This window comes from Streptomyces sp. HSW2009 (assembly GCF_040240285.1).
GTDB lineage: Bacteria > Actinomycetota > Actinomycetes > Streptomycetales > Streptomycetaceae > Streptomyces.
Genome location: NZ_JBEHZD010000971.1, coordinates 1 through 1467 on the forward strand (window position 1 = coordinate 1; position 1467 = coordinate 1467).

Genomic DNA, 1467 nt, shown 5'->3' on the forward strand with positions numbered 1-1467 from the left:
CCCCGCGGGGTGGGCGTGTGGTGGGCTCGGAGATGTTTATAAGCGACAGGCCCTACGCCGCGCCCGGCCCGCAGCCGGAGGTGCAGTGGCAGCAGTACGACCCGTGGCGCACGCCGGGCGCAGGCCCCGTGCCCGGTGGCGCGCGGCGGACCGGCGGCCGGCGCGGCCGGCTGGTGGTCGGCGCGCTGCTGTTGGCGTTGTTGGCCGGCGGCATCGGCGGCGGGATCGGCGTCTACCTGGAGCGCGAGACCAGCGATTCCGAGCAGATCCACCTGCCGCAGGCGTCCGCCGACTCCCGGCAGGCCAGGGACCCCGACAGCATCGCCGGCATCGCCGCGCGGGCGCTGCCGAGCGTGGTGACCATCCACGTCAAGGGCGCCGGCGAGCGCGGCACGGGGACCGGCTTCGTCCTCGACAAGCGCGGCAACATCCTGACCAACAACCACGTGGTCGAGCCGGCCGACCGGGGCGGCTCCGACGCCGCCATATCGGTCACGTTCAACGGCGGCCAGACCGCCCGGGCCACGATCATCGGCCGGGACGCCGGGTACGACCTGGCGGTCATCCGGGTGCAGGGCGTGACCGGGCTCAAGCCGCTCGCGCTCGGCAACTCCGACTCGGTACGGGTCGGGGACCCGGTGGTGGCCATCGGCGCCCCGTACGACCTGGCCGGCACCGTCACCAGCGGCATCATCAGCGCCAAGGAGCGCCCGATCACGGCCGGCGGCGAGAAGTCGGACGGCAGCGACGTGTCGTACGTGGACGCGCTCCAGACCGACGCGCCCATCAACCCGGGCAACTCCGGCGGCCCGCTGGTGGACGCCAAGGGCCGGGTGATCGGCATCAACAGCATCATCCGCGCCGCGGACGACGGCGGGCTCGGCGGTGGCCAGGGCGGCAGCATCGGCCTCGGCTTCGCCATCCCGATCAACCAGGGCAAGCGCGTGGCCGAGGAGCTGATGAACAGCGGCAAGGCCACGCACCCGGTGATCGGCGTCACGCTCGACATGAAGTACGGCGGCGACGGTGCCCGGGTGGCGGAGTCCGGTGCCGACGGCCCCGCGGTGACCAAGGGCGGGCCCGGCGACAAGGCGGGCATCCGGTCCGGCGACGTGATCAGCAAGGTGGACGGCGTGCCGGTGCGCAGCGGTCAGGAGCTGATCGTGAAGATCCGCAGCCATCGGCCGGGCGACCGCCTGAAACTGACCGTCCAGCGGGACGGCGACGAGCGGAGCGTCGAGCTCACGCTCGGTTCCGCCGAGGACATACAGCGCTGAACCTGCCTTTCACCTCTGCGGGCCAGCGCTGAACCCGCGGCCCGCGGCTGGGGGCTGAACCCACCGCCCGCTCCCCAGCACTGACCGGCCCCCCCCCCCCCCCCCCCCCCCCCCCCGGGGCGGGGGGGGGCGCCCCGGGGGGGGCGACACCAGAGGTTGGTTAGGGGGGGGGGGGCGGAGGGTAAAAAAA

Annotated in this window: 1 protein-coding gene; it reads left to right on the plus strand. The window is 74.0% G+C overall.

Annotated features, from left to right (window positions below; all coding sequences use genetic code 11):
- Positions 1–1277 (plus strand): S1C family serine protease (locus AAHZ94_RS33925; RefSeq protein WP_349997534.1); only part of this gene is annotated, 1277 nt, incomplete at its 5' end.
- Between the last annotated feature and the right edge of the window lie 190 nt (positions 1278–1467).